Raw genomic sequence first — 8,177 nt, forward strand, 5'->3', positions numbered from 1 at the left:
CTCTCCAGCCGGGCGAGGATACGGGTGACATAACCCGAGTCGAAGCCCAGGCGGTCGCGCAGCTCGCGGATCGTGACCGCTGCCGCACTGGCGATCTCGAACAGCACCCGCGACGCGTTGAGCGGACGGCCGGTGCCCAGGTATGACTCGTCGAGCACACCGACTCGTTGCGTGTAGGTGCGATTGAACCGCCGCAGGACGGAGGTGACACTCATGTCTCTGACTAAAGTCAGAGAATTTGAGTGGACAAGGCAGGTGCGTCGTCCTCGTTTCGGCTGGTGCGGTCGGCGCCTGCGGAGTGGATGAGGGCACCGCTGCGCTGAAGGGCTTTGATCGCGTCGTCGGTGCGGTGGAGCTCTTTGAGGATTTCCTGGTTGTGTTCGCCCTGGTGGGCTGGGAGTTGGTCGATGAGCGTGCCGTCGTGGTCGCTGAAGTGCCATGGTGGGGCCGGGATCGTGATGGCGCCGCCGTGGCGGTCGGACACGTCGCGGGTGGTGACCCAGGCCTTAGCCCATTCGGTGTCGTTGAACTCCTTGACGTCTCGCAGGCGCCCAGTGGCAATCTTGGCTTCGTCGAACTGGGCGTCGACGGATTCCATGGAGTCGAAGCTGTAGATCCAGTCCTGCACGATCGCGTGCAGAGTGTCGAAGTTCTGCCTGCGCAACTCGGGGGTGAGGAACCGCGGATCGTCGGCGAGATCGGGTCGGCGCATCGCGTGTAGGTAGAACGGGAAGCTGAGGCTGCCGACCAGGCTCATCGGCGCGACGAACTCGATGCCGTCCGCACTGATGAAGAACGGGCAGTCGGTGGCACCCAGGATGGGCGCCTCGGCACCGATGTCGTCCTCGGACAGGTCGTAGTGGATGCGTTCGTTGATCGACATCAGGACCGCGGCCATGGCGACGTCGACGTACTGGCCCTTTCCGGTGATCCTCCGTTGTTGCAGGGCGGCCAGTGCGGCGATGGTGGCGTGCAAACCGGCGTACACGTCGGCGTGGGACAGGGAGTCCGATCGACGGTCAGTGCCCTCGACACCGAACTGGCGCAGCGTGTTACCGGTGAATCCGGCCTCGGCCTGAATCGTCGGGGCATAGGCCATTCTGGTGCGCCACTGCCCTTCTTGGCCGTAACCGCTGATGGAGACGTAGACCACCCCGGGGTTTCGCGCCGCGACCGAGTCGTAGTCCAGTCCGAAAGCGGCGAGGGCGCCGGGGCGGAAGTTCTCGACGATCAGGTCGGCGGTGTCGCAGAGCTCGAGGACCACCTCACGGGCCTCGGGGACGTTGAGATCGATGCTCAGGTTGCGCTTGCCCGCGTTCTGTTGGGCGTAGTACCCGCTGATGTCGTCCTGACGTGGGAAGGCCAGACGGGTGATGTCACCCTGGGGGGGTTCGATTTTGATGACTTCTGCCCCGAGGTCGAGCAGGTGCTTGGTGCAGTGCGGGCCGGCCAGGACACGGGTGAAGTCCACGACGCGCACACCGTCGAGCGGCAAGGTCATCTCGCTACCGCCCTTCGAAGCGCGCGGCGCCGGGTCCATTGGCGGCTAGGGACGCCAATCCGTGCTTGAGATCTTCGGATCTCCAGATGCCTTGTTGCAGTTCACTCATGGCCTCGTCGGCAGCTTGGACGCCGTGGGCCACGGTGTGGGCGACGATGGCCTTGGTGGAGGCGTGCGCGACGGTCGGCCCGTTGGCGATCTCGTGAACGAGGGTGAGCGTGACGGCAGCGAGTTTGTCGTCGGGCACGACGCGATTGATGACGTTCCACCGCTCCAGGGTGCGGGCGTCATAGCGGCGCCCGAGGAGCACCATCTCCTTCGCTCGCGCAGCGCCGGCACGTTCGGTGGTGCGCTGGATGCCGCCCATCAGCGGGTTGAGCCCGAGGGTGGCCTCGACGAAGCCGAGCTTGGCCGATTCGCTTGCCACGATCAGATCACACGCCAGCGCAATCTCCAGCCCGCCACCGATGCACACGCCGTGGACCGCCGCGACGATCGGGATGGGCAGCGAGTCGAAGGTGTCCAACACGTCGACCAGGTCGACGTCGGGTGCCACGCCGCGCTCGGCGCTCTCGAACAATGCGACGTCGGCGCCGGCGCAGAAGTTGCGCAGGCTACTGCGCAACAGCACGGCGCGCGCGTGCTGCTCCCCGGCCCAGCGCAGACCGTCGAGCAGTGCGGCGATCAGCGCCGTGCCGAGGAAGTTGTGCGGGGCATGTTGCATGGTCAGCACGGCGACGTGGCCGTCCATCTCCCGTGCGACGGGTGAGGAAGTCCTGTCCGGAGCGTGCACGACGGGGATCGTTCCTGCGACCGGGTCCGCGATGTCTGCACTCATTGTCATCTCCATACTATGTCGGCCGGCATATATAGCAACAGTACAAACTGTAGGCTCCGATTCAGCTGACGTCAACAAATATGTATGATGGGCGACATGCCAAAGAAGACCGACAGTAAGCAGCGGATGATCTCCGCTGCGCGGCGACTCTTCCGGGAACACGGCTACCACGGCACTGCGCTCTCGGAGGTCATCACCGAGAGTGCCGCACCGCGTGGCTCGCTGTACTTCCACTTCCCGGGCGGCAAGGAAGAGCTAGCTACCGAGGTCGCCCTGCTGCACGCCGCCGAGGCCATCGCCCACGTCAACCGCGTCGCCGGCGCGACCGACACGCCAGCCGAGCTGATCGCCGGCTTCATGGGCAGATTCCGCGACGAACTCGTCGCGAGCGATTACCGGGAGGGCTGCGCGATGGCCCCAATCGTCATCGAAACCACGCCGTCGTCGGCCCCCCTCAGTGACGTCTCCCGTCGCGCCTTCGCCGACGTCATCGCCGTGCTCGCTGCCCGTCTAACCGACAAGGACGTGCCGAGTGACCGTGCGACCGTCCTGGCCACCAACACCGTCACTGCCATGGAGGGTGCGCTGATCCTGGCCCGGGTACTGCGCAACACCGAGCCCTTCGACGGGGCCATCGCCACTCTGTCGGCCAGCGCCGCCGCTGTCGTCGCCCACTGACCCCGCACGTCCACCGCGACCCGAAGGACCCACCATGACGACGACCACTGCCGACGACCTACGGACCACCATCATCGGGACGTGGACACTCGTGTCCTACGAAAGCACCGCGGTCGACGGATCCGATCTGCACTACCCCCTGGGTTCCGATGCCCGCGGAATCATCATGTACACCGCCGACGGCTACATGTCCGCGCAGATCATGCGGGCCGGGCGCGATCCGTTTGGAAGTGGCGATCCGCATCTGGCCAACGACGGTGAATTTGCCTCGGCGGCAAGGGGATATCTCTCCTATACCGGGCCCTACACCGTCCTCGACGGTGGGTTGATCGCACACCACGTCGAAGTCAGCCTGCTGCCGAACTGGGTCGGCGGCACACAGTACCGCGCCGCCCACCTCGACGATTCCCACTTGGAACTCGCCCCGTCGGCACCCATTGAGCTCGACGGCGGGTTGCGAAACGCAAGGCTTGTTTGGCGCCGCGCACGCACATAGGGCGGGCGCCGCAACGCCTTCCGACCAGCAGCTCGGGTCACCTCGTCGACGCGCGCGGGGTCGCCCACGTGGCGTCGCGCCCAGGGTCGTCGAACGCATCCCGATTGCTGACGGCGAATTCTTCGACGCTGCTGAGGTGCTGAATGAGAAAGGGTGCAGCGCCTTGCACTTCGAGCGCGCGAGCGAATTCGGGTATGCCCACCGGTTCGTAGGCCACCTGAATATTCAGCGTCTTCCCCATCTTCGCGGCGATCTGATCGTGGTTCAACTCGACCGGCCCGGCGAGCGGATAGATCTGGCGATCGTGCGGGCCAGGGTTGGTCAAGATGGCGGTGATGACGCGAGCTTGATCGGCGGCCGCGATGGGAGCGTGACGACCATCGGCGAACGGCAATCGCAGCGTCCCCTGAGAATCGCGGCGCGACCACTGAAAGATGAGCCACTCGGCGAAGAGCGTTGGACGTAGGTGGGTGGTGATCATCGAGGTGCGGTCCCACAACCGCTCGCCGAGCCAGTGCTATTGAGCCGCATGGCTCTTCGCGTCTCTCCTGGCCGAGATCTGGGACATGTTGACGACGGAGCGCACGCCGGCCTCGCTGGCCGCTTGCGCGAACTTGGAGGTGGCCTCCAACAAGGCGCCCGGGGAGATGGGATAGCAGAAGTACGCTGCCGTCACCCCGGCCACCACCGAACTCACCGCGCCGAAGTCCAACAGATCACCCTCGACGACTTCGGCGCCGAGTTCGGCCAGGCGCTGCGAGCGCTCGTCGTGGCGATGCACCAGCGCCCTGACCCGGAGGCCTCTTTCACGCAATAGTTCCACCGCGTGTACGCCGGTCTTCCCGGTGGCCGAGGCGATCAGGTAGAGATCCGATGGCGCGCTCAACGGGACGCGCCGTCGAACGTGAACAGCACTTTCCCCGAGCGCTGGGGCTGCCGCGCTTGCTTGAACGCATCCCGGAAGTCGGCCAGCGGGTAAGTAGCGGCGACGCCGGCGGAGATGACGCCGCTGCGCACGAGTCCTTCGAGTTTCCGGTAGGTGGAGAGGATTTCGGCGCGCGGCGCACTGCGGACCCAGTTGATCAGCCAATACCCCCGCAGACCCAACTCGCGGTAGACGAGGTCACCGGACTGCACGGCCACCGGGGTTCGGGTGAGCGAGGAGTAACTGACCACCTGGCCACCGAACTCGAGCGCGTGGGCCAAGTCGCCGGCCACCGTTCCGCCGACGCCGTCGAGCACGAGGCGAAGGCTCGCCCCTCCGAGTGCATCGGCGATGCGGTCCTTGAGGTCGTCGCCGTCGACGAGGACCAGATCCGCACCGAGAGCGCGAAGTTCCGCCACGGTGTCCTCTCGCCGCACGACGCTCAAGGTCTTCGCGCCGAAGTGGCGGGCCAGCGCGATCACGTACTTACCGACCGCGGAGTTGCCCATGTCCTGACCGACCCAATCGCCCGGCTCGAGCGACACGTAGCGGGTGAGCAGGTGGTAGGCCGTGGGCGGATTGATCGGCAGCATGCACAGCTGCTGGACGTCGCCGTCGTCGTCGACGGGCACCACGTTGCGCTCGGCCACCACCGTGCGATCGGCCCAGGTGCCCTGCTCGTAGGTCGGCAGGATGACGACCCGGTGCCCGACGAGCGATGAGTCGGTGCCAGGGCCTGCTTCGGTGACTCGCCCGACGCCCTCGCCGCCGATCGGACTCGGCAGTGTGACGTCGATCCTGTCGGTGTAAGTGCCTGCGGCGAAGCGGAAGTCGGTGAGGTTGATCGTCGCGGCCTCCATCTCGACGAGCAACTCGCCCTCGCCGACGGTCAGATCGGGATCGGGTTCCAGAGTCAAGGACTCATCGACGTCGGCAACGGAATTGATCATCAGTCTGCTCATGGTGCACTCCTGGTTTCGGTTCCCCAACAACTGCATTGCGACCCACGCTCAGGGGCCGACGCCGACTCGCGGTGCGTCCGGCGGAAGGAAGAGGTCCTCGCTGAGATCGAGCGTGCGCGCATCGCGGGAAACACTCCAGTGGCCAGAAGGACAACATGTGGCAGAATCTGGCCATGCACCGTGTGGTCGTTCTCGCCCTCGATGGCGTCATACCCTTCGAACTGGGCATCCCGCTACGCGTGTTCGCCGCGGCCACCGCAACCAACGGTGACCCGCTCTACGAGGTGATCACCTGCACCCTCGACGGCGAACCGGTATCCACCCAGGGCGGGCTCACCATCGGTGCCGATCACGGACCTGACGCGCTGTCCACGGCGGACACCGTGGTCGTGCCGCCATTCGCCATGGACAGAAGCAACGATCGGTGGCGCCCCAAGTCCGTCGCGGCGGCATCGGCACTGGGCGGGCTGCGCGAAGGGGTGCGGATCGTGTCGATCTGCACTGGCGCTTACGTTCTCGGCATCGCCGGGCTTCTCGACGGCCGTCCAGCGACCACGCACTGGCACGCCGCCGGACACTTTCAGCACACGTTCCCCAAGGTCCGCGTCGATCCCAACGTCCTCTTCGTCGACGACGGCCGCCTGCTCACCTCCGCGGGCGCGGCAGCGGGAGTGGACCTGTGCTTGCACATCGTGCGCCGCGATCACGGCAGCGAGGTAGCCAACCGGGTCGCACGAACCTGCGTGGTCCCGCCGTGGCGAGACGGAGGGCAAGCGCAGTACATCGAACAGCCCATTCCCACAACGTATTCGGCGAGCACCGCCGCCACCCGCGCCTGGGCTGCAGGGAGACTGGACCAACCCTTGACGCTGGCCGAGATGGCCGAGCACGCAGGCACGAGCGTACGGACGTTCACCCGGCACTTCCGCGACGAAGTGGGCATGACCCCGGGGCAATGGCTGACCCAACAACGGATTGGACGTGCCCGGTACCTGCTCGAAACCAGCGATCTGCCCATCGACCAGGTCGCGGACCAGGCCGGGTTGGGCGGCGGCTCATCCTTGCGCCAGCATCTGCGCGCCGCCATCGGTGTCTCGCCGACGGCGTATCGCCGCACCTTCAACAAGGCCAGCACCATGCAGTGACGCCACCGAGCGCAGTTAGTTGTGTTATTCGACCCACTGAGGTAAGTTGTGAATTCCTACCGAGTGGCGGACATGCCTGGCACTTGGCTCGCAACGATGAAAGAGCAGGGCCATGACCACCAAGAGCTGGACCGCACACGACCTCCCCGAGCTGTCCGGCCAGACGTACATCGTCACCGGAGCCACCAGCGGATTGGGCACCGCCACCGCCGCAGCGCTCGCGAAAGCGGGTGCGCACGTGGTGCTGGCGGTGCGCGATCTGGCCAAGGGCAAGGCGGTGGCCGCCACGATCACGGGCAGCACCGAGGTGCGCCAGCTCGATCTGGCCTCACTGGCATCGGTGCGCGCCTTCGCCGAGTCCTGGGACCGTGACGTCGACGTCCTCATCAACAACGCCGGCATCATGCAGGTCCCCCAGGGGAAGACCTCCGATGGCTTCGAACTGCAGATCGGCACCAACCACCTCGGGCACTTCGCCCTGACCAACCTTCTGCTGCCACGCATCCGGGGCCGCGTCGTCACGCTGACGTCGGACTTCCACCGCGGCGGCAAACTCGACCTCGATGACCTGAACTGGCAGCGGCGGCACTACGACCCCAGCCAGGCCTACAAGGATTCGAAGCTGGCGAATCTGCTCTTCGCCCGGGAGTTGCAACGACGCCTCACCGCCTCCGGCAGCCGCGTGCAGTCCGTTGCCGCGCATCCAGGCATCGTCAGGACGGGGCTGTTCGGCCACGTCGACGGACTCGCAGGGTTCGGAATGGACATCGGATCGCGCATCGTCGGCCACGACGTCAGTCAAGGCATCCTGCCGTCGCTGTTCGCGGCTACCCAGGACGTGCCCGGCGGAAGCCTGGTCGGCCCCAACGGATTCCGCCAACTTCGCGGGCTCCCCGGCGTCGTGACCTCATCCAAGGGCGGCGACAGCATCGACGTGGCCCAGCGGCTCTGGTCGGCCTCGGAATCGCTGACCGCAACGACGATCGGCCGCGAGGGCCTCCGCGCGATCAAGCCGTAAGCCGAACGCGTGGTCCGAATGTGACGGAATGGCGGGCGTCCCAATACAGGGCGCCCGCCATCTCCTCCGCAGCCGTGTCGAACACGACGACACCAGCGCGTTGGAGAAAACGACTGACTATAGTGGGCAGGATGGACACCGAGGACACGTCGCCGCACGGCCTGGCATCGATGGTATCGAAAACCCCTGCGCCCCGGGATTGTTCGATTGCCGACGCACTGTCGGTACTCGGTGAGCGCTGGACCTTCCTCGCGATCCGCGAGATGGTCTACGGCGCCCATCGCTTCGACCAGATCGCCGGCTTCACCGGAGCCACTCGCGACATCCTCGTCGAGCGGCTGCGCAAGCTCGAAGAACACGGCGTCATCGAACGACGCCAATACTCCGAGCGCCCACCACGATACGAATATCACCTCACCGAGTCCGGCCAACAGTTGGTCCCGGTATTGATGGCACTGGCCACCTGGGGTCACCACTGGGCCAGCGGCCCGACGCCGCCGCCGGGCTTTCTACACGAGTGTGGCCAACCTCTGCAGATCGACTACACGTGCCATGCGTGCGGGGAAGCGGTCACCGCTGAGTCCATCGAACCCATGCCCGACCCAGCTTGAGAG

The 8,177-nt window shown here is 65.9% G+C and carries 11 protein-coding genes; 5 read left to right on the forward strand and 6 right to left on the reverse strand.

Translation table 11 applies throughout. From position 1 onward, the window contains the following. From ACRDUX_RS19415 to ACRDUX_RS19425, 3 genes are all read right to left on the reverse strand, one after another. Nucleotides 1-215: MarR family transcriptional regulator (locus tag ACRDUX_RS19415; protein WP_526415648.1), on the reverse strand; the 215-nt coding region annotated here is incomplete at its 3' end. Between the two features lie 14 nt (nt 216-229). Continuing rightward, nucleotides 230-1,501 (reverse strand): CaiB/BaiF CoA transferase family protein, encoded by a 1,272-nt coding sequence (locus ACRDUX_RS19420; protein WP_526415649.1) that lies wholly within the window; start codon nt 1,499-1,501, stop codon nt 230-232. Between the two features lie 4 nt (nt 1,502-1,505). Then, complete coding sequence (locus ACRDUX_RS19425; protein WP_526415650.1) at nt 1,506-2,339, reverse strand: enoyl-CoA hydratase/isomerase family protein; 834 nt, start codon at nt 2,337-2,339, stop codon at nt 1,506-1,508. A gap of 96 nt (nt 2,340-2,435) precedes the next feature. Here ACRDUX_RS19425 and ACRDUX_RS19430 point away from each other — a divergent pair, with 96 nt between their 5' ends. Both ACRDUX_RS19430 and ACRDUX_RS19435 read left to right on the forward strand, forming a co-directional pair. Continuing rightward, on the forward strand, nt 2,436-3,017 hold the full coding sequence (locus tag ACRDUX_RS19430; protein WP_526415651.1) for a TetR/AcrR family transcriptional regulator: 582 nt from the start codon (nt 2,436-2,438) through the stop codon (nt 3,015-3,017). A gap of 34 nt (nt 3,018-3,051) precedes the next feature. Continuing rightward, the gene (locus tag ACRDUX_RS19435) at nt 3,052-3,513 is read left to right on the forward strand and encodes a lipocalin-like domain-containing protein (RefSeq protein ID WP_526415652.1); all 462 of its coding nucleotides are present in this window, start codon (nt 3,052-3,054) and stop codon (nt 3,511-3,513) included. A gap of 37 nt (nt 3,514-3,550) precedes the next feature. Here ACRDUX_RS19435 and ACRDUX_RS19440 read toward each other — a convergent pair whose 3' ends face one another. From ACRDUX_RS19440 to ACRDUX_RS19450, 3 genes are read right to left on the reverse strand one after another with little or no spacing between them, the layout of a single operon-like run. Continuing rightward, nucleotides 3,551-3,994, reverse strand: coding sequence for a Rossmann-fold NAD(P)-binding domain-containing protein (locus ACRDUX_RS19440; RefSeq protein WP_526415653.1), 444 nt, complete (start codon nt 3,992-3,994; stop codon nt 3,551-3,553). Between the two features lie 36 nt (nt 3,995-4,030). Then, nucleotides 4,031-4,399, reverse strand: a complete 369-nt coding sequence (locus ACRDUX_RS19445) for an NAD(P)H-binding protein (protein ID WP_526415654.1) — start codon at nt 4,397-4,399, stop codon at nt 4,031-4,033. Continuing rightward, nucleotides 4,396-5,400, reverse strand: coding sequence for a zinc-dependent alcohol dehydrogenase family protein (locus ACRDUX_RS19450; protein WP_526415655.1), 1,005 nt, complete (start codon nt 5,398-5,400; stop codon nt 4,396-4,398). The genes ACRDUX_RS19445 and ACRDUX_RS19450 overlap by 4 nt, the downstream gene beginning before the upstream one ends. Before the next feature lie 173 nt (nt 5,401-5,573). On the opposite strand from ACRDUX_RS19450, the gene ACRDUX_RS19455 reads away from it, so the two are divergent. From ACRDUX_RS19455 to ACRDUX_RS19465, 3 genes are all read left to right on the forward strand, one after another. Next, nucleotides 5,574-6,545 carry a GlxA family transcriptional regulator gene (locus ACRDUX_RS19455; protein ID WP_526415656.1) on the forward strand — a complete coding sequence of 324 codons (972 nt, stop codon included), beginning with the start codon at nt 5,574-5,576 and terminating at the stop codon, nt 6,543-6,545. Nucleotides 6,546-6,657: 112 nt separating this feature from the next. Continuing rightward, a complete protein-coding gene (locus tag ACRDUX_RS19460) occupies nt 6,658-7,563 on the forward strand; it encodes an oxidoreductase (protein WP_526415657.1) in 906 nt (301 codons plus the stop codon). Nucleotides 7,564-7,733: 170 nt separating this feature from the next. Continuing rightward, nucleotides 7,734-8,174 carry a winged helix-turn-helix transcriptional regulator gene (locus ACRDUX_RS19465; protein ID WP_526415658.1) on the forward strand — a complete coding sequence of 147 codons (441 nt, stop codon included), beginning with the start codon at nt 7,734-7,736 and terminating at the stop codon, nt 8,172-8,174. The last annotated feature ends 3 nt before the right edge of the window (nt 8,175-8,177 follow it).

This window comes from Mycobacterium sp. (assembly GCF_050701675.1).
GTDB lineage: Bacteria > Actinomycetota > Actinomycetes > Mycobacteriales > Mycobacteriaceae > Mycobacterium.